Genomic DNA, 17,822 nt, shown 5'->3' on the forward strand with positions numbered 1-17,822 from the left:
GTAGAGTGCCTATCTATGAAGGCGGACGTACTGCGCGGGCACCTCGACGCTCTGCTGCTGGCCGTGCTCGACGGCCGCAAACTCCACGGTTACGCGATCATCGAGTCGCTCCAGCTGCGCAGTGACGGCGCGCTCGACCTGCCGACCGGCACCGTGTACCCGGCGCTGCGGCGCCTCGAACGGGCCGGCTACCTCGCCAGCGAGTGGGACGTGGTGTCCGGCCGCAAACGCCGCACCTACAAGCTCACCCGCTCCGGGCAGCGCGCGCTCGCGACCGAACGCCAGGAGTGGCAGGAGTTCACGAACGTGATCGGCGGGGTGCTCGGGGGCCAGGCATGGACGTGATCGACCGCTATCTCGCCGAGCTCGACGGCAGGTTGCGCGGACCACGCGCGGCCAAGGCCGACCTGCTCGCCGAAGCGCGCGACGGCCTCATCGACGCCGCCGCCGCGTATCGCGAAGGAGGCTGGAATGAAGAGGAAGCCCAACGCCGCGCCGTCGCCGAGTTCGGCACCTCGGCCATCGTGGCCCGTGACTACCAGGCCGAACTCGGCATGCACACCGGCGTCCGCACGCTCTGGAAGGTGGTGCTGGGGGTCCCGCTGATGCAGCTGACCTGGGACGTCGTGCGGATGCTGACCTTCGGCGCGTGGACGAAGCTGTCCACGCCGACCCCCGGCTGGTACAAGTACGCGGCCCAGTTCACCCACGGCTCGGCCTACATCGTCGCGCTCGTGGGGCTGCTCGCGCTGGCGGGCACGCGATGGCTGTCCCGCCGCGCCGACGGCGGGCAGATCGCCAAGCTCACCTCGGGACTGCTCGTGGCCGCGGTCGGGCTGAACCTGCTGTCGGTCGCGGTGATGGTCGGCGCCACCGGGGTGGTCGACGTGAACCGGCTGTTCCTCAGCGTGCCGTGCGGGATACTGACCGTCGTCTGGGTGCTCGTCAGCGTCCGGCTCGTCGTGCTCGCGCGACGTTCCTGGGAGACGTGTGCCACGATCGTCGCGTGACGACCGCGCTGATCTACCTCGTAGTCATGCTGGCGGTGGCCGCCATGGTGTTCCTGCTCGCCGCGGTGGTCTTCGGCAGGGGTGAGGAACTCGCCCCGCTGGCGCCCGGCAGTTCACCGACCAGGCTGCCCGCCGAAGACATCACCGGCGACGACATCGACCAAGTCCGCTTCCAGCTCGTGCTGCGCGGCTACAAGATGACCGAGGTCGACTGGGTCATCCGCCGCCTCGGCGTCGAGATCGACGGGCTGCGCGCGCGGGTCGCCGAACTCGAAGCCGAGCAGCAGGTGTCGAACGTTGACTGACGTCGTGCTGTCGGTCGAGGTCAACGCACCGGCCGGGACCACATGGCTCGCGCTGACCGACTGGGCCCGCCAGCGCGAGTGGATGCTCGGCACCGACGTCCGCGTGCTCGAAGGCAACGGCCGCAGCGTCGGCACGAAGCTCGCCGCCTTCACCGGGCTGGCCGGCATCGGGTTCACCGACACCATGGAGATCACCACCTGGGAGCCACCGGTCCGGTGCGTGGTGCGTCACCTCGGCTCGATCGTCAAAGGCACCGGGGTGTTCCAGGTGACGAGCAACGGCCCGCACCGCTCCACCTTCGTGTGGGCCGAACATCTGTCGCTGCCGTTCGGACTGGTCGGCAGGCTGGGCTGGCCGGTCGTCAAACCCGCGATGATGCTCGGCGTGCGGCAGTCGCTGCAGAAGTTCGCGCGGTTCGCGGAGTCGTATTCGTTGGGAGATCGATGAGTTCGCTGCTCGGCGCGGACGGGGTCGCGCGCTGCACATGGGGTAATTCGACGCCGGATTACGCCGAGTACCACGACACCGAGTGGGGAGTCCCGCTGCGCGGCCGCGACGCGCTGTACGAGCGGCTGTGCCTGGAGTCGTTCCAGTCGGGGCTTTCGTGGATCACGATCCTGCGCAAGCGCGAGAGCTTCCGCACGGTCTTCCTCGGCTTCGACCCCGAGAAGGTGGCGGAGTTCGGCGAGGACGACGTTTCCCGCTTGATGCAGGACGCGTCGATCGTGCGCAACCGGGCGAAGATCCTCGCCGCGATCAAGAACGCCCGCTCGATCGCCGCACTGGACGTCCCGCTCGACGATCTGCTGTGGTCGTTCGCGCCAGCCAAGCACAAGCGGCCGCGCACGATGGCCGACGTCCCGGCGATCACGGACGAGTCCAAGGCCATGGCGAAGGAGCTCAAGAAGCGCGGCTTCGCGTTCCTGGGGCCGACGACCTGTTACGCGCTCATGCAGGCGACCGGCATGGTCGACGATCACGTCAAAGGCTGCTTCCGGGCCCGGTGAATGTCGTCCGCGAGCCTGCGCAGGTGCCGGTAGGTGTTGTCGAACACGATGTCGTCGCGCCTGCCGCGGACCTGGACCCGGCAGCTGGCCGAGTAGCCCCACGGGACGAGGAAGTTCAGCACGTACAGGGTGCGGTCGAGCCGGACGGACCCGACTTCGTCCCAGGTCACGGCCTCGCGGACCTTCCGGCCGTACACCTCGGCGAAGCCGCCGGTGAACACGAAGGCACCGCCGTCCAGCCGCTTCCTGGTCACGGAGCACCAGCTCAGGAAGATCGGCGGCCACAGGAACATGACGATCCCGAGCGCCCGCATCGGATCACCGCCGACCGTCGCGCCCATCGCCGCGCCGATCAACGGCAACACCGCGCAGAACGTCCCGAGCACCCCCGGCCGTCGCCGATACCGGCGCACGCACTCCCCGAGCCCGCGCTCCTCCGCCTTGGCCCGCAGCGCCACCGGCATCTCCACCACCTGGGCAGACTAGCGATCCCAGCCACCCCGGCGATGGCAGCTTGCGGCCAATTCCCTGCCGTGGAACGGGATAAAGCGGGCTTTACTCCCGGGGATAAAGCCCGCTAAACATCGCGGAGTAAAGCCCGCTTTATCCCGGCTTACTTGCCCTGGAAGGTGGGGCGCCGCTTGGTGACGAAGGCCTCGACCGCCTCGGCGTGGTCCGCCGTCGCGCCGAGCGCGGACTGCGCGGCGTCCTCGGCCTCGAGCGCCTCGTCCAGTGTGGACTCGGCGGCCGTGGCCAGCACGCCCTTGATCTTCGCGTAGGCGACCGTCGGACCGGCCGCGAGCCGCGCCGCGACGGCCTGTGCCCGCGCCGCGAGCTCCTCGTCGGGGACGACCTCGCTGACCAGCCCGAGCGTCAGCGCCTCCGCCGAGTCGACCGTGCGGGCCAGCAGCATCAGCTCGGCCGCGCGGCCGAGCCCGATCAGCCGCTGCAACGTCCACGACGCGCCGGAGTCCGGGCCGAGGCCGACGTTCGCGAACGCCATCAGGAAGTTGGCCGACGTCGCGGCGATCCGCAGGTCGCTCGCGTACGCGAACGCCGCGCCCGCGCCCGCCGCCGGGCCGTTGATCGCGGCGATGACCGGCTTGCCCATCCCGACGATCGTCTTGACGATCGGGTTGTAGTGCTCCTTGACGGTGTGCAGCGGCGCGGGGTCACCCGCCTGCAGCAGCCCGACGTGCTCCTTCAGGTCCTGCCCGGCGCAGAACGCCTTGCCGGCGCCGGTGAGCACGACGGCACGGACCTCGGGGTCGTCCGCGGCCTCGCGCAGGGCGGCCAGCAGCAGCTCCTTCAGCTCGACGGTCATCGAGTTGTACGCCTTCGGCCGGTTGAGCGTCAGCGTGCGGACCCCTTCGGCGTCGGCGGTCAGCAGGACGTCGGAACTGGTCACAGAATCTCCTCAGGCGAAATACTTCGTTACGCATGGAGTCTTACAGCCCGCCGGGCCGCATACCAGCACCGATACGGCGGCAAAAGATCGGTCCGCGTTCGCGCTCGGTCGCTGATGAGGGACAATGGACGCTAGGACCCGGCTGGCTTTGACGAGCGCGACCCGGGCGCGCCGGTTAAGACGGAGGGAGCACGCTATGGCGGCCATGAAGCCCCGGACCGGAGATGGTCCCCTCGAAGTGACTAAGGAGGGGCGGGGCCTCGTGATGCGCGTCCCACTCGAGGGTGGCGGGCGACTTGTCGTCGAGCTTTCGGCAGAAGAGGCGAAAGACCTAGGAGTGGCCTTGCAGGAAGTAACCGGCTGAGCCGAAACTCCTGCTCGAGCCACATTTCCGCGCCCCGGTTTCCGCGCTGCCCAGCGCTGGAGGCCGGGGTCGCGGTCACTCTCTTGGAGATCACGCACCGTGCGCATCCCGATACCCCCCGTCCCCCATCCGCTGATCGACATCGAGATCGCCGACACCCAGCGTCGCGGTGCGCCGCTCGCCATCCTGGTGTCCGCGCCCGAGGATCACGAGGATGGCACGCCCGCTGAGCCGTTCGAGCTGGCGGGGGTCACCTCCAGTGGCCGCGCCGGCGAGGTGCGCACCATCCCCACCGGCTCCGGCCCGCGCTGGCTGGCCGGCATCGGCGACGGCGAGCCCAAGCAGTACCGCAAGGCAGGCGCCGCGCTCGCCCGCGAGGCCGAGTCGTACCTCGACGCCCACGGCGGGCACGCGTTCCAGATCGAGCTCCCCGAAGAGGCCGACGGCGACGACGCCGCCGAGCTGATGATGGGCGCGCTGCTCGGCGGCTACCGCTACAGCGTCAGCGCGGACCGCGCGAAGCCCGCGCTGCGCATCCTGCGCGTGCTCACCAGGTACGAGCGCGCCGTGCCCGTCTACCAGGAGATCGCGGCCCGCGTCCGGGAACTGGCAGGCGCCGCGGCATTGGCCCGCGACCTGGCGAACACCCCGTCGAACGTCAAGAACCCGGCCTGGCTGGCCGAGGTCGCGCGCAAGACGGCGGTGCCCGGCCTGACGGTCACCATCCGCGACGAGCACTGGCTCGCCGAGCAGGGCTTCGGCGGCGTGCTCGCGGTCGGCGGCGGCTCCGCCAGCCCGCCACGCCTGATCGAGCTCGAGTACCGCCCGCGCGGCGCGGCCAAGCACCTCCTGCTCGTCGGCAAGGGCATCACGTTCGACACCGGCGGCATCTCCATCAAGAGCGCCGACGGCATGCACCTCATGCGCACGGACATGGCGGGCGGCGGCGCGGTCATCGCCGCGGCCCGCGCGATCGCCGCACTCAAGCTCCCGGTGCGGGTGACCGCGCTGGTGCCCGCCGCGGAGAACCACGTGTCCGGCTCCTCGTACCGGCCCGGCGACGTCGTCCGCCACTTCAACGGCGTCACCACCGAGGTCGGCAACACCGACGCCGAAGGCCGCATGGTCCTCGCGGACGCGCTCGCGTACGGCATCAAGCGCTTCAAGCCGGACGCTGTCATCGATGTCGCGACACTGACGGGTGCGATGAAGGTCTCACTCGGCCTCCGCACCGGTGGTCTCTTCGCCACCGACGACGCACTCGCCGACCGCGTCCGCGAAGCGGGCGAACGCGCGGGCGAGGCCTGGTGGCGCATGCCCCTGCTCGACGCGCACGCCGAGACCATCCGCGGCGAACTCGCCGACATCCGCCAGGCCGTGCCCGGCCCCGGCGGCATCACCGCGGCCCTGTTCCTGCGCGAGTTCGTCGGCGACACCCCGTGGGCCCACCTCGACATCGCCGGCCCCGCCCGCGCCGACAAGACCTACGACGACGTCGTACCCGGCGCCTCGGGCTTCGCCGCCCGCACCCTGGTCGAACTGGCCTCCGCCTACCGCTGACCAGCCCGTGACAGCCCGAAAGCCACTCTCGTCAGATGCGATCTGCCGAAAGTGGCTTTCGGGCTATCCAACCTGACAACAGCCCCTCTCGGGCCATGCGATGTCCCGAAAGTGGCGTTGGGGTCTTGGCACGTCCCGAAAGTGGCTTTCGGGTCATGTGATGCCCCGAAGGTGACTTTGGGGCCCGGACTTGCCCCAATGCGTCCTTCGGTCCCTGGCAGGCCCCGAAAGCGTCTTTCGGTCCGTGTCGAGTCCCCAATGCGTCTTTCGGTCCCTGGTAGGTCCCCAATGCGTCTTTCGGTCCGTGCCAGGTCCCCAATGCGTCTTTCGGCACCTGGAGGGGACCGAAGGACGCATTGGGATTTTTAGCCGGAGCGGTGGGTGACGTGGGCCCGGAACGCGGCGACCGCCGGGGGCAGGGGTTCGCCCGCACGCCAGACCAGGCCGATCGAACGCGAGGCGCGCGGCGTGATCGGGACTTCGACCACCCCGGCGGGGAAACCGGGTTCGAAGTGGGGGAGCAGCGCGACGCCCAAGCCGGCGGCGACCAGCCCGCGGACCGTGTCCGACTCCTGCCCCTCGAAGGCGATCCGAGGCTCGAAGCCCGCCTGCGCGCACAGGGCGTCCGTGATCTGGCGAAGTCCGTAACCCGGCTCCAGCAGGACGAACTCCTCGTCCGCCAGCTCCGCGATGGTCACCTCGTCGCGTGAAGCGAGCGGGTGCGCCGACGGCACCGACAGCAGGATCTCCTGCTCCTTGAGCACCGAAGACTCGAACGCGGGGTCGGAAGGTGTCGGGGCGAGCAGCGCGAGGTCGAGTTCGCCGTCGCGCAGCCGGTCCAGCATGTTCTGGCGTGAGCCCTGCACGAGCGTGAAGCGGGTGCCAGGGTGAGAAGCGCGGTAGTCGCGCAGGAGCGACGGGACCAGGGACCGCCCGAGCAGGTGCAGGAAGCCGAGCACGACGTGGCCGCTCGACGGCTCGACTTCCTCGCGTACGCGGCGGACGCCGGATTCGAGCCGGGCCACCGCGTCCGCGGCGGCGTCGGCGAGGAGTTCGCCCGCGCGGGTGAGGCGGATCCCCCGGCCGTGGGGTGCGGTCAGCGGGGCGCCGAGCGTCTCGCCCAGTGCCGCGAGCCTGCGGCTGAGGGTGGGCTGGGGCACGTCGAGCAGCTCGGCCGCGCGGGTGATGTTCGCCATCTCCTTGAGCGCGGCGAGCAGCGCGAGGTTGGGCGCCAGCTGGGCCGCGAGGTTCTCATGCTTCACCGTATGAATGATCGCAGAAAAGCGTATTAGACGTATTGATTAGCAAAGCTTACTTTCGGATTCGTGTCTCGGGTGACCCTCGCCGTGGCGGCTGCCGGCATTTCGTCGTTCGCGTTGCTCTACGCGCCGCAGCCGCTGCTTCCGCAGCTCTCGGCCGAATTCCACCTCGACCCCGGCGGCGCGTCGCTCGCGGTCGGCGTCGGGACGGGCGCGCTCGCGCTGGCCGTGCTGCCGATCGCCGCGCTGTCGGAGGTCGTCGGCAGACGGGCCGTGATCGTCACCTCGGTGCTCACGTCCGTGCTGCTCGGCCTGCTGCTGCCGCTCGCGCCGTCGTATCCGGTGCTGCTCGCGCTGCGCGCGGTGCAAGGCGTCGCGATCGCGGGCTTCCCTGGCGTCGCGGCGGCGTATCTGGTCGAGAAGCTCGGGAAGACCGGCGTCGCCGCGGCCGTCGGCGCGATGATCGCGGGCAACACGATCGGTGGCATGACGGGCCGCCTGGTCGGTGGTTTCACCGCAGGCGGACTCGGCTGGCGCGGCGCGCTGGCCGTGGTCGCGGTGATCGCGCTCGGCTGCGCGGTGGTGACCGTGCTGGCGCTGCCCCCGGGGTCGAAGCAACCCAAGGCGAACGTCTTCGGCGGCCTCGGGGCCGCGCTGACCAGCCGGATCCTGCTCGTGCAGTACGCCATCGCGCTGCTCGCCATGGGCTCGTTCGTGGCGCTCTACAACGCCGCGGGATTCCGCCTGACCGGCGCGCCGATCAACCTGTCACCCGCGATCGCCTCGCTCGTGTTCCTCGCGTACGCGATGGGCGCCGTGTCCTCGTCGACTGCGGGCAGGTTGGTCGCCAAGTTCGGCCGGCGACGCTCGCTCATCGGGGCGCTGCTGGTCACCATCGGCGGCGGGCTGCTCACGTTGCCGAACTCGTTACCGCTGGTCGCGGCCGGGTTCGTCGTGCTGACCGGTGGCTTCTTCGCCGCGCACGCGGTCGCCAACGGCTGGGCGGCCGCGGAGGCGCCCGAACACGCCCGCGGCCAGGTCTCCGGCCTCTACACGCTCTGCTACTACCTGGGCAGCAGCGTCGGCGGCACGCTCGGCAGCGTCGTGTACGGGCACGCGGGCTGGCCGTGGCTGATCGCGCTCACCACGGCTTGGCTGGGCCTGGCCCTCTACGCGACGGCGGCGACCAAGAGCCCGCCGCCGACCGGCAGCAGCGCGGGCACCAGGCGCTCGTCCTCGCGGATGGCGCGCGCGACCTCGCGCAGTGCCAGCGTCTCGGGATCGCGGCGGGACGGATCGGCCACCCGGCCGCCGGCGAGCACGTTGTGGAACGCCAGCACGCCGCCCGGCCGCAGCAGCGACACGGCCTTCTCGTAGCAGCTCGGGTACTCGACCCGGGTCGAATCGACGAACACCAGGTCGTAGCCGCCCGGCGTGAGCCTGGGGAGCACGTCGAGCGCCTTGCCCATGATCAGCCGGGTGCGCCCCGGCGGGAAGCCCGCCTCGGTGAACACCTTGCGCGCCGACCGGTGGTATTCCGGCTCGAGGTCGATGGACGTCAGCACGCCGTCACGGGCCATCCCGCGCAGCAGGTACAGGCCACTCACCCCGGCGCCGGTCCCGATCTCCACGACGGCCCTGGCCTGCAGGGTCGCGGCCATGAAGCGCAGCGCGGCGCCCGCGGCGGGGCCGAGCGGGACACAGCCGAACTCCGCCGCTCTGACGCGCGCGGCGACCAGCGCCTCGTCGTCAGGCAGGTACCCCTCCACGAAGTCGGCGTCAGCGACCTGAGCCGAGGGGGTGGCGTGTGTTCCGGAGCTCACGCAGGGAGGTTAGCGCTGCTTGTCGATAAATCAGCGCAGGCTCCCTGATCGACCCGGTTTCAACTTGACCGTCAACTTCTCAGACTTCTCTCAGCCTAGGCTCATTAGAACCATAAGGAAGCCGGACAGACTCATGGCAACAGATCGGGAACACCGAGCGGATCGCCCGCGTTGGGTGAAGTAGTGGGGAGAACAGCCTGATGGAGGTGCCGACTCCGCCGATGACGACAAGCCAGCTGGAGAGCCAGCCCGAGGTCGAGCCAGTGCCGGTCGACGCGGGTGAGGCCACATGGACCCCGCCCTCGTGGGACGAGGTCGTCCGGGAGCACGCCGACCGCGTGTACCGACTGGCCTACCGTCTCACCGGCAACACCCACGACGCCGAGGACCTCACGCAGGAGACCTTCATCCGCGTGTTCCGCTCGCTCGCGTCCTACAAGCCGGGCACCTTCGAGGGCTGGCTGCACCGCATCACCACCAACCTCTTCCTCGACATGGCGCGCCGCCGCTCGCGGGTGCGCATGGAGGGGCTGCCCGAGGACACCGACCGGATCGTCGGCGACGACCCGAGCCCGGAGCAGGTCTACTCGGACACCCACCTCGACCCCGACCTGCAGGACGCGCTCGACGAGCTGCCGCCGGAGTTCCGCGCCGCCGTCGTGCTGTGCGACGTCGAAGGCCTTTCGTACGAGGAGATCGGCGCGACGCTGGGCGTTAAGCTCGGCACCGTGCGAAGCAGGATTCACCGCGGGCGGCAGGCGCTGCGCGCTTCGCTGGAACGTCGCCGCGCGACGGAACGAGAAGCCGTGGAGGCCCCCGCATGAGCGAACCGCGAGGATGGGGCCTCCCCGAGTCGCATTTGCTTCCAGACGCGGTAGTGGCCCTCGTGGACGGCGAGCTGACGCTCGGCGCCCAGGACAGGGCGACGGCGCACATCGCGCGCTGCGCGTCGTGCGCGGCCGAGGTGGCCGCGCAGCGGCAGGCGGTGCGCGCGCTGCGGCGTGCCGGCGCGCCGTCGATGTCCGCCGGGTTCCTGGCCAGCCTGCAGCAGATCCCGCAGAACACCGAACTCGACGCGACGCCGGACAATCTCGCGATCACCGCGGACGGTCAGCTCGTCGCGATCCAGCGACCCGACCGGGTGGCCGGGCTGCGCGACTCCGGCGTGCTCGGAGGCACCGCCCCGTTGGGAAGTTCCGCGCCGCTGGGTAACTCGCCCAACGTGCTCGGCGGCGGCAGGATGGGCGTGGCGAAGCGCCGCGCGGCGCAGGGCGCCGGCGTCGTCGTGTCCGGGCTCGTGCTCAGCGCGCTCGCGCTGGTCGTGACCACGGGCGACACCGGCGAGGTCGCCAACAACAACACCGCGCGGCCGCCGCAGCAGGGCGTCAACCTGGTGCCCGCCGAGCTGGTGCCGCCGAAGCCGGTGCCCGCGACGCCGACGGTCACCTCGACCCCGCAGCTGGTCGGCCTGAAGTAGGCAACGCCAGTTTCACCGTTGCCGAGGCAGACTCGCCTCATCGAGGCTTGGCGATAAGGTCACGCCGAGCGACCTGATCATCTCAGCACCGGGGAACGATGACCGAGCAGCCGAACCACGAGCAGCATGGCGAAGACCGGCTCCCGCCGCGTCCGCTCCACAAACCCGCCGTGGACCCGGCACTGGCCGCCACCTTCGGGCGGCCGCAAGGCGTCGAAGGCGCTTTCGACAAGCTCACCGCTCCCGCCGCGGGCAACGGTCACCGTCCGCTCGGCCCGCCGCCGGAGTCGCTGGCCGAGGCGTTCCGGCGCCCGGAAGGCGCCGAGGGCGTACTGCTCGAGCGTCCGGCCGGTGGCGGCAACGGCTCGGCCAAGACCGACCCCGCCGAAGGCCCGCTGTGGACCCAGACCGCGAACCCGTGGCGTGACCCGGGCGCGGGCGCGGTGCTCGGCGGCCCGGCCGTGGCCGCCGAAGACGAGGAAGAGCAGGCCGAGCGCAAGCCCGGCGCGCAGCTCAGCCTGCCCGAGGTCCTTTTCGGACGCCGCGTCAAGCCGAAGGCGCTGGCGCTGCTCGGCGTCATCGCGCTGCTCGTCGGCGCGGTCGGCGGACTCGTCGGCTGGTGGTTCGCCAGCGCGGGCGAGTCGTTGACCGGCTCCGCGAACATCGCCGAGGCGGAGGCGGCCAAGGAACGCCCGGCGGGCTCGGTCGCCGACATCGCGAAGCGCGTCGCGCCCGCGGTCGTCTCGATCCAGGTGACCGCGCCCGGCGCGGACAGCGGCAGCCTCGGTTCCGGCGTGGTGATCGACCCGCAGGGCTACCTGCTCACCAACTACCACGTGATCGCCGACGCGGTCACCAACAAGCAAATGGTCGTGACGGTGTTCTTCACCGACGGCAGGCAGGCCATCGGCCGGGTCGTCGGCGGCGACTCGAAGGGCGACCTCGCGGTGGTCAAGGTCGACACACCGGACCTCACGGTGGTGCAGATCGGCAAGTCGAGCGACCTGGCGGCGGGCGACACGGTGATCGCCATCGGCTCCCCGCTCGGCCTGCAGAACACGGTCACCGCTGGCGTGGTGAGCGCGGTGAACCGGCCGACGGTCGCCGGCGGCGACGACGGCCAGTCACCTGGCGCCTACTACGCGATCCAGACGGACGCCCCCATCAACCACGGCAACTCCGGCGGCGCGCTCGTCGACTCGACCGGCGCGCTGGTCGGCATCAACTCGTCCATCAAGACCGCGCAGGGCGACGGCAGCATCGGCCTCGGTTTCGCGATCCCGTCGGACAAGGCCGTGAAGGTCGCCAAGACCCTCATCGCGGGCACGCCGATCAAGCACTCCGAAATCGGCATCAACGTCGCCTCGGTCGTGGGCATCACCAGCACCGGCGCGCGCGTGCAGAACCTCGCGCCGGACGGTCCCGGCGCCAAAGCGGGCATCCGCGAGGGTGACGTGATCATCAAGGTCGGCGGTCACCCGGTCCGTGTCGCCCTCGATTTCCTGGCAGGCGTCGACGACAAGGCGCCCGGCGAGGTCGTTCCTGTCCAGCTTGTCCGTGACAAGGCGGTTTTGACCGTCGATGTGACCTTGGGATAGGTCCGACCACACAGGTAGGCTTGAAGCGGTTTGGCCTGACGCGGAGGTTCACGGGTGTTCGACAGCGTTGGCTGGGGCGAGATCCTCGTGCTCATCGTCGCCGGTCTCTTCATTCTCGGTCCGGAACGGCTGCCGGAAGCGGCCGCCTGGCTCGCCAAGAGCATGCGCAAGGTCCGCGAGTTCGCCACCGGCGCCCGCGAACAGCTGCGCGACGAGATGGGCCCGGAGTTCGAGCAACTCCGCAAGCCACTCGAAGACCTGCGCGGCCTGCGCAACTTCGACCCCAAGCGGGTGGTGACGCAGCACCTCTTCGACGGTGACTCCGACCCGCTCGGCCTCAACAACATCAACGGCAACGGCGGCACCAACGGCTCGAACGGCACCAACGGTTCCAACGGCTACGCGGCGACCCCCGCCAAGCCGCAGGCCGAGCCGCTCAAGCCCGGCGAAAAGCCCCCGATCGACCCCGACGCCACCTGAGCGACCGCCGCGGCCGGGAAGGCCGCGGACGAAACAAAAGCCCCGTTTGTTCCGCTCAGCGTTGTGAACGCCCCATTCGTAACGTCGAGGCGCTCGCGCGAGGGTGACAAGGTCGGCCCTTGTCACCCTCAGCGTTTCGAGGGTGGCCCTTGTGAGGTCAGCGGCCTGCAGGGGTGACGTTGAGCATCATGCCCGCGAGGCCACGCGCGCGGACCGAGAGCTTGGTCGCGACGTCCTTCAGCACGAGCGAAGCGGGGGCCTCGGGCTCGGCCAGGACGATGGGGGTGCCCGCGTCGCCCTGCTCGCGCAGGCGCGGGTCGAGGGGGACCTGGCCGAGGAGCGGGACCTTCGAGCCGACCGACTTCGACAGGGAGTCGGCGACCGTCTGGCCGCCGCCCGAGCCGAAGACCTCCAGGCGGGTGCCGTCGGGGTTTTCGAGCCAGGACATGTTCTCGATGACGCCCGCGACGCGCTGGCGGGTCTGGATGGCGATGGCGCCCGCGCGCTCGGCGACCTCGGCGGCGGCCTGCTGGGGGGTGGTGACGACCAGGATCTCGGCGTTGGGGATGAGCTGGGCGACCGAGATGGCGATGTCGCCGGTGCCCGGCGGGAGGTCGAGCAGGAGGATGTCGAGGTCGCCCCAGAACACGTCGGCGAGGAACTGCTGCAGTGCGCGGTGGAGCATCGGGCCGCGCCACATGACCGGGGCGTTGCCGGGGGTGAACATGCCGATCGAGATGACCTTCACGTCATGCGCCTGCGGGGGCATGATCATCGTGTCGACCTTGGTGGGCTTTTCGTTCGCGCCCAGCATGCGGGGGATCGAGTGGCCGTAGATGTCGGCGTCGACCACGCCGACCGACAGGCCGCGCTCGGCCATGGCGACCGCGAGGTTGACCGTCACCGAGGACTTGCCGACGCCACCCTTGCCCGACGCGACGCAGTAGACCCTGGTCAGCGAACCGGGCTGGGCGAACGGGATGACCGGCTCCGCCGCGTCGCCGCGCAGTGACTTGCGCAGCTCCGTGCGCTGCTCGTCGCTCATCACGTCCAGCTCGACGTGCACGGCCGTGACGCCGGGGAGCTTCTCCACCGCGGCCTTGGTGTCGTTGGTCAGCGTCGCCTTGAGCGGGCAGCCCGCGACCGTCAGGTAGATGCCGACGGTGACCACGCCGTCCGCACCGACCACGACGTCCTTGACCATGCCCAGATCGGTGATCGGTTTCTTGATTTCCGGGTCCTGGACGGCCTTCAGAGCGGTGCGGACTTCTTCGACGCTGGGAAGCTGCTGCGTACTGGTCACGCCTCCATGCTACGTACCGGTAGGAGTCGTGCTTTCGGCCCGGTTCTGCTTGGGCTTCTTGGGCTTCGGGTTGAGGTCCTCGCGGAGCTTGTCGAGCTCGCCGCGCAGATAGTCGCGCGTCGCGACCTCGCCGACGGCGATGCGCAGCGCGGCGATCTCCCTGGCCAGGTACTCGGTGTCCGCCTTCGTCTGCGCCGCGCGGTTGCGGTCCTCCTCCAGCGAGACGCGGTCGCGGTCGTCCTGCCGGTTCTGCGCGAGCAGGATCAGCGGCGCGGCGTACGCGGCCTGTGTGGAAAAGGCCAGGTTGAGCAGGATGAACGGGTACGGGTCCCACTGCAGCGACAGTGCCGTGAGGTTCAGCACGATCCAGATGATGACGATCAGCGTCTGCCAGAACAGGTACTTGCCGGTGCCGAGGAACCGCGCGATCCGCTCGGTGAACCGCCCGAACGTGTCGGGGTCGATGTTCAGCGAGAAGCGGCTCTGGTTGCGCGGCTGGTCCAGCCGCCGCCGGGAGAGCAGCTCAGGCATGGTCGGCCTCCTCGGGGTGAACGCCGGAGATGTCGTGGAGACCGGTCTCACGCCAGTCCTCCGGCAGCAGGTGGTCGAGCACGTCGTCGACGGTGACCGCGCCCAGCAGATGATCCTCGGCGTCCACGACCGGCCCGCACGCGAGGTTGTACGCGGCGAAGTACCGCGTGACCTCGGCCAGCGGCGCTTCGGGGCGCAGCGCGGACAGGTCCGTGTCGGTGATGCCCGCGACCAGTTCGGCCGGCGGTTCGCGCAGCAGGCGCTGGAAATGCACGCACCCGACGTACCGGCCGGTCGGCGTCTCGGTCGGCGGGCGGCAGACGAGCACCATGCTCGCCAGCGCGGGCGGCAGCTCGGGGTTGCGGATGCGCGCGAGCGCCTCGGCGACCGTCGCGTCGGGGGTGAGGATCACCGGCTCCGGCGTCATCAGGCCACCCGCGGTGTCGGCCGAATACGCCAGCAGCCGCTTGACCGGCGCCGACTCGTCCGGCTCCATCAGCTCCAGCAGCCTGGTCTGGTCGGCGGGGGTGAGCTCGGCGAGCAGGTCGGCCGCGTCGTCGGGGTTCATCGCCTCGAGGATGTCCGCGGCGCGCTCCTCCGGCAGGTAGGAGAGCAGGTCCTTCTGGTCGTCCTCGGGCAGCTCCTCGATGACGTCCGCGAGCCGCTCGTCGTCCATCGCGTCGGCGACCTCGTGCCGGCGCTTCAACGGAAGGTCGCGCAACGTCGCGGCCACGTCGACCGCGCGCATGGTGTCGAAGAGCACCAGCAGCTGCCCGGCGCCCTGTGGCTGCCCGGCGAGATCGGTCAGGCCGAGCCCCGTCACCTCGGACCACGGCATGACCTGCAGCGACCCGCGCCGCTTGCTGAGACCGAGGCCCCGCGCGCGCTCGCGGATGGCGAGCTTCGCGAGCACCCAGTCGCGGGTGCGCGTCGGCTCCATGGCCGCGTCGACCACGGTGATCCGGGTGTCGGAGCCGGCGAGCCCGGCGTGCGCGTCGAAAAGCTGGCCGACGACGAGCACTTCGTTGGGACGGCGGTGGAACCGGCGCATGTTGACCGAACCGGTCGCCAGGGTGACCGCGATGGGCTCGATCGAGGTGACCCGCAGCATCGGCACGAAGACCCGGCGGCGGGTGGACAGCTCGACCACGATCCCGAGCACCCGGGGCGCCTGGTGGTCCAGCCGCAGCCCCGCGACCACGTCCCTGACCTTGCCGATCGACTCCCCATCAGGGCCGAAAACCGGCAAACCTGCCAGCTGTGCGACAAAAACCCTGTTCACGGAGCCCATGCGGCTGAGCTTATAGCCGCCTGGGACGCCGGGCCGCCCGGCGTCCCAGGCGACGACTCAGACGGTGACGCAGATCGCCCTGGTCATCGGGTTGTTGTTGCCGTCGTAGAACCGGCCGCACCAGAGGTCGCCGCCCCAGGTCGTGAACCACGGGTAGGTGTTGAATTCCTCCGACCGCGCCCAGGAACGCACCGGGCTGTTCTGGCTGAAGTCGTCGGGGCCGAAGACATGGAAATGCCCGTACCGCGGCGCGGAATTCTGGTAGACGGCGACCCGGTCGACCTTGCACACCGTGTTCCACGACTTGAACCAGACGCGGACGGTGATGCCGTCGCCGTCCTGCGTCTTTTCGTCGTTCTTGCAGTTACCCGATTGGACAGTGTCGGGCGCCGCCGTGGCCGGGCCTGCCACGGAAACCGCTGCGGCGCACGCCAAAAGCACGCCGATGAGCACCTTGCGCATGAGACCTCCAGCTCAGACGGTGACGCAGACGGGCCTGGTCACCGGATTGTTGTTGCCGTCGTAGAACCTGGAACACCACAGGTCGCCAGGCCAGGTCTTGAACCGGGGATATTCGTTGTAGCCGTTTCCGGTTCCCCATTGCTGCGTGCCGCTGTTCCGGTTGAAACCGTCCGGCCCGAAAAGATTGAAATGGCCGTAGCGGCCCTGATTGGTCTGACCGGTGTTCAGCCGGTCGGCATAACATTCACCATTGAACGTCGTGAACCAGACCGTGACGATGATTCCGTCGTTCTCTTGGCTGTCCTTGGCGGTTTTGCAGCCCGCCGACACGGTATCGGTGGTCGCCGACGCCGGCGTGACGGAACCGGTCAGGGCGGCGGCCGCGAGCAGTAAAGCAGCGATTGTTTTGCGCACGAGAACCCCAGTTTCCCGAAAATGTGACCTTGGTCGGAAAGGTAACCAGTGCCCCGCGTGCCGACAAGCAATTTCAACTGGGACTTAAACGGTGACCCGACCCGGCGTAGCATCGAAGGCAAGGGATGCGTGCACACCAGGAGTTGCCATGGTGATCGAGATCCTCAGTGCGGCGGTGGTCGCGGGCGGTGTGTGGCTTTCCGCGAGCGCCAGGGTGGTCAGGCAGTACGAGCGCGGCATCGTGTACCGGTTCGGCAGGGTCAGGCCCGCCGTGCGCGACGCGGGACTGACCTTCCTGCTCCCGTTCGCCGACCGGCTGCAGAAGGTCAACATGCAGATCGTCACGATGCCGGTGCCCGCGCAGGACGGCATCACCCGCGACAACGTCACCGTCCGGGTCGACGCGGTCGTCTACTTCAAGGTGATCGACCCGGTGGTCGCCGCGGTCAACGTGCAGGACTACCGCGCGGCCGTGGCGCAGGTCGCGCAGACCTCGCTGCGCTCGATCATCGGCAAGAGCGACCTCGACGACCTGCTGTCCAACCGGGAACGGCTCAACGAGGGCCTGGAGCTCATGATCGACAGCCCCGCGCTCGACTGGGGCATCCACATCGACCGCGTCGAGATCAAGGACGTCGCGCTGCCGGAGTCGATGAAGCGCTCGATGTCACGCCAGGCCGAAGCCGAACGCGAACGCCGCGCGCGCGTCATCTCAGCCGACGGCGAACTCCAGGCCTCGCACAAACTCGCGCAGGCGGCCGCCCAGATGGCCGACACGCCCGCCGCGCTGCAACTGCGCCTGCTGGAGACCGTCGTCGAGGTCGCCGCCGAGAAGAACTCGACGCTCGTGCTGCCGTTCCCGGTGGAACTGCTCAGGTTTCTAGAAGCCTCGACACCGAGACCGGCCGAGAAGCCACCTGAAAACCCCGTCAACGGCCAGCTCAAGGCCGCTGACGGCTAGCTACCGGTAACTCCACCCGGTCGTGTAGGACACGATCGCCGCCGCCAGCACTCCGGCCCACAGCGCGAGCATCACGTAGCCGACGATGATCGCGGACAGCGCCATGCCCTCGCCGCCCGCTTGGCCGCGCTTGGCCTGGCTGTACGCGATGTGGCCCATGATCACGCCCGCGATCGACGCGAGGCCGCAGGTGAGCAGCCCGCCGATCGAGCTGACCAGCGCGCCGATCGCCAGCCCGCTGCTGGGCGGCGGCACGTACGGACCACCCGCCGGCGCGTAGCCGTACTGGTAGCCCTGGCCGTAAGGCGGCGGTTGCGTCCCGAACGACTCGGGGCCGGGTGAGACGAACGGCTCGGGCGAGGGCGGGGCGCCGTAAGGATTCGGCTCCGGCTCCGGCGAGGCGAATCCGGCCGACGAAGGGAACACCGGCTCCGGGGCGGGCGTGGGCTCGGGAGCCGGTTCGGCCGTCGGGTCCGGCGAAGGCGTTGGCGCCGCGGTGGCGTCGGCCACCGGATCGGGTGAAGAAGACGGCGTCGGATCCGATGCCGGGCTGGACGGTTCGGTCATG

General features: G+C 69.9%; 22 protein-coding genes and 1 pseudogene. 13 read left to right on the forward strand and 10 right to left on the reverse strand.

The window, feature by feature from the left end:
• Window positions 1–15: 15 nt before the first annotated feature.
• Genes AB5J62_RS04215 through AB5J62_RS04235 form a run of 5 tightly spaced genes read left to right on the forward strand, consistent with a single transcriptional unit; the run spans window position 16 to window position 2,323 of the window.
• On the forward strand, window positions 16–345 hold the full coding sequence (locus AB5J62_RS04215) for a helix-turn-helix transcriptional regulator (protein WP_370946794.1): 330 nt from the start codon (window positions 16–18) through the stop codon (window positions 343–345).
• Window positions 336–1,010: a permease prefix domain 1-containing protein gene (locus AB5J62_RS04220; RefSeq protein ID WP_370946795.1), complete on the forward strand. Its 675-nt coding sequence runs from the start codon at window positions 336–338 to the stop codon at window positions 1,008–1,010. Before AB5J62_RS04215 ends, AB5J62_RS04220 begins: the two co-directional genes overlap by 10 nt.
• A complete protein-coding gene (locus AB5J62_RS04225; RefSeq protein ID WP_370946796.1) occupies window positions 1,007–1,315 on the forward strand; it encodes a DivIVA domain-containing protein in 309 nt (102 codons plus the stop codon). Before AB5J62_RS04220 ends, AB5J62_RS04225 begins: the two co-directional genes overlap by 4 nt.
• Window positions 1,308–1,763 carry an SRPBCC family protein gene (locus AB5J62_RS04230; protein WP_370946797.1) on the forward strand — a complete coding sequence of 152 codons (456 nt, stop codon included), beginning with the start codon at window positions 1,308–1,310 and terminating at the stop codon, window positions 1,761–1,763. The genes AB5J62_RS04225 and AB5J62_RS04230 overlap by 8 nt, the downstream gene beginning before the upstream one ends.
• Window positions 1,760–2,323, forward strand: coding sequence for a DNA-3-methyladenine glycosylase I (locus AB5J62_RS04235; protein WP_370946798.1), 564 nt, complete (start codon window positions 1,760–1,762; stop codon window positions 2,321–2,323). The genes AB5J62_RS04230 and AB5J62_RS04235 overlap by 4 nt, the downstream gene beginning before the upstream one ends.
• On the opposite strand, the gene AB5J62_RS04240 is transcribed toward AB5J62_RS04235, so the two are convergent.
• Together AB5J62_RS04240 and AB5J62_RS04245 are read right to left on the reverse strand one after the other, a co-directional pair.
• Entirely contained in the window at window positions 2,293–2,796 is a 504-nt protein-coding gene (locus tag AB5J62_RS04240) for a hypothetical protein (RefSeq protein WP_370946799.1), read from the reverse strand. The two genes, AB5J62_RS04235 and AB5J62_RS04240, sit on opposite strands and share 31 nt — an antisense overlap.
• 140 nt (window positions 2,797–2,936) lie before the next feature.
• Complete coding sequence (locus AB5J62_RS04245) at window positions 2,937–3,731, reverse strand: enoyl-CoA hydratase-related protein (protein WP_370946800.1); 795 nt, start codon at window positions 3,729–3,731, stop codon at window positions 2,937–2,939.
• Window positions 3,732–3,927: 196 nt separating this feature from the next.
• Here AB5J62_RS04245 and AB5J62_RS04250 point away from each other — a divergent pair, with 196 nt between their 5' ends.
• Both AB5J62_RS04250 and AB5J62_RS04255 read left to right on the forward strand, forming a co-directional pair.
• Complete coding sequence (locus AB5J62_RS04250; protein ID WP_091294302.1) at window positions 3,928–4,095, forward strand: DUF3117 domain-containing protein; 168 nt, start codon at window positions 3,928–3,930, stop codon at window positions 4,093–4,095.
• A gap of 99 nt (window positions 4,096–4,194) precedes the next feature.
• Window positions 4,195–5,655, forward strand: coding sequence for a M17 family metallopeptidase (locus AB5J62_RS04255; protein ID WP_370946801.1), 1,461 nt, complete (start codon window positions 4,195–4,197; stop codon window positions 5,653–5,655).
• Window positions 5,656–6,020: 365 nt separating this feature from the next.
• Here AB5J62_RS04255 and AB5J62_RS04260 read toward each other — a convergent pair whose 3' ends face one another.
• Window positions 6,021–6,917 carry a LysR family transcriptional regulator gene (locus tag AB5J62_RS04260; RefSeq protein WP_370946802.1) on the reverse strand — a complete coding sequence of 299 codons (897 nt, stop codon included), beginning with the start codon at window positions 6,915–6,917 and terminating at the stop codon, window positions 6,021–6,023.
• A gap of 84 nt (window positions 6,918–7,001) precedes the next feature.
• Between AB5J62_RS04260 and AB5J62_RS04265 the strand changes: the two are divergent.
• Window positions 7,002–8,084 (forward strand): annotated as a pseudogene (locus tag AB5J62_RS04265) (MFS transporter); the annotation flags it as partial.
• Here AB5J62_RS04265 and AB5J62_RS04270 read toward each other — a convergent pair.
• Window positions 8,084–8,737 (reverse strand): O-methyltransferase, encoded by a 654-nt coding sequence (locus tag AB5J62_RS04270; protein WP_370946803.1) that lies wholly within the window; start codon window positions 8,735–8,737, stop codon window positions 8,084–8,086. The pseudogene AB5J62_RS04265 and the gene AB5J62_RS04270 sit on opposite strands and share 1 nt — an antisense overlap.
• 200 nt (window positions 8,738–8,937) lie before the next feature.
• On the opposite strand from AB5J62_RS04270, the gene sigE reads away from it, so the two are divergent.
• The 4 genes from sigE (at window position 8,938) to tatB (ending at window position 12,292) form a co-directional block, all read left to right on the forward strand.
• Window positions 8,938–9,561 (forward strand): RNA polymerase sigma factor SigE, encoded by a 624-nt coding sequence (gene sigE, locus AB5J62_RS04275; RefSeq protein ID WP_370946804.1) that lies wholly within the window; start codon window positions 8,938–8,940, stop codon window positions 9,559–9,561.
• The gene (locus AB5J62_RS04280) at window positions 9,558–10,214 is read left to right on the forward strand and encodes an anti-sigma factor (protein WP_370946805.1); all 657 of its coding nucleotides are present in this window, start codon (window positions 9,558–9,560) and stop codon (window positions 10,212–10,214) included. The genes sigE and AB5J62_RS04280 overlap by 4 nt, the downstream gene beginning before the upstream one ends.
• A 98-nt stretch (window positions 10,215–10,312) precedes the next feature.
• A complete protein-coding gene (locus AB5J62_RS04285) occupies window positions 10,313–11,812 on the forward strand; it encodes a S1C family serine protease (RefSeq protein WP_370946806.1) in 1,500 nt (499 codons plus the stop codon).
• Window positions 11,813–11,866: 54 nt separating this feature from the next.
• Window positions 11,867–12,292: a Sec-independent protein translocase protein TatB gene (tatB, locus tag AB5J62_RS04290; protein ID WP_370946807.1), complete on the forward strand. Its 426-nt coding sequence runs from the start codon at window positions 11,867–11,869 to the stop codon at window positions 12,290–12,292.
• 157 nt (window positions 12,293–12,449) lie between these two features.
• On the opposite strand, the gene AB5J62_RS04295 is transcribed toward tatB, so the two are convergent.
• Genes AB5J62_RS04295 through AB5J62_RS04315 form a run of 5 tightly spaced genes read right to left on the reverse strand, consistent with a single transcriptional unit; the run spans window position 12,450 to window position 16,293 of the window.
• On the reverse strand, window positions 12,450–13,595 hold the full coding sequence (locus tag AB5J62_RS04295) for an Mrp/NBP35 family ATP-binding protein (RefSeq protein WP_370946808.1): 1,146 nt from the start codon (window positions 13,593–13,595) through the stop codon (window positions 12,450–12,452).
• Window positions 13,596–13,604: 9 nt separating this feature from the next.
• Window positions 13,605–14,126 carry a DUF1003 domain-containing protein gene (locus tag AB5J62_RS04300; RefSeq protein WP_370946809.1) on the reverse strand — a complete coding sequence of 174 codons (522 nt, stop codon included), beginning with the start codon at window positions 14,124–14,126 and terminating at the stop codon, window positions 13,605–13,607.
• Window positions 14,119–15,417 (reverse strand): magnesium transporter MgtE N-terminal domain-containing protein, encoded by a 1,299-nt coding sequence (locus AB5J62_RS04305; RefSeq protein WP_370946810.1) that lies wholly within the window; start codon window positions 15,415–15,417, stop codon window positions 14,119–14,121. Before AB5J62_RS04305 ends, AB5J62_RS04300 begins: the two co-directional genes overlap by 8 nt.
• A gap of 57 nt (window positions 15,418–15,474) precedes the next feature.
• Window positions 15,475–15,879: a hypothetical protein gene (locus AB5J62_RS04310; RefSeq protein WP_370946811.1), complete on the reverse strand. Its 405-nt coding sequence runs from the start codon at window positions 15,877–15,879 to the stop codon at window positions 15,475–15,477.
• 12 nt (window positions 15,880–15,891) lie between these two features.
• A complete protein-coding gene (locus AB5J62_RS04315) occupies window positions 15,892–16,293 on the reverse strand; it encodes a hypothetical protein (RefSeq protein WP_370946812.1) in 402 nt (133 codons plus the stop codon).
• 148 nt (window positions 16,294–16,441) lie between these two features.
• On the opposite strand from AB5J62_RS04315, the gene AB5J62_RS04320 reads away from it, so the two are divergent.
• Complete coding sequence (locus tag AB5J62_RS04320; RefSeq protein ID WP_370946813.1) at window positions 16,442–17,254, forward strand: slipin family protein; 813 nt, start codon at window positions 16,442–16,444, stop codon at window positions 17,252–17,254.
• On the opposite strand, the gene AB5J62_RS04325 is transcribed toward AB5J62_RS04320, so the two are convergent.
• Complete coding sequence (locus tag AB5J62_RS04325) at window positions 17,255–17,821, reverse strand: DUF4190 domain-containing protein (protein ID WP_370946814.1); 567 nt, start codon at window positions 17,819–17,821, stop codon at window positions 17,255–17,257. It abuts the gene before it with no gap.
• Window position 17,822: the final 1 nt, after the last annotated feature.

This window comes from Amycolatopsis sp. cg5, from assembly GCF_041346955.1.
GTDB lineage: Bacteria > Actinomycetota > Actinomycetes > Mycobacteriales > Pseudonocardiaceae > Amycolatopsis.